We start from the raw sequence: 235 nt of genomic DNA, 5'->3' as shown, positions 1-235 counted from the left end.
TGTTTGATATAGATTTTTGGTAATCAATCCATCAAAAATCTATAAATACAGGTTGACTAATCGTAAGAAAAGCATACCTGATGGTATGCAACTTAGACAATAAAAGTACTTGAATAACATAGTAGAACAAGATCATCGCTTTATAAAGAAGCGAATCTGTTCTATGCTAGGGTTCAAATGTTTTGACACAGCTACATCCATTCTTTCTGGAGTAGAAGCCATGCATATGATTAAA

At 32.3% G+C, this 235-nt stretch carries 1 pseudogene; it reads left to right on the top strand.

The features are described from left to right. Positions 1–73: 73 nt before the first annotated feature. Positions 74–235 (top strand): annotated as a pseudogene (locus JDS80_RS31110) (DDE-type integrase/transposase/recombinase); the annotation flags it as partial.

This window comes from Bacillus cereus group sp. N8 (genome assembly GCF_016483685.1).
Lineage (GTDB): Bacteria > Bacillota > Bacilli > Bacillales > Bacillaceae_G > Bacillus_A > Bacillus_A proteolyticus.
Note: the sequence above shows the minus strand (reverse complement) of the source record. Positions and strands in the feature narration are given on the sequence as shown.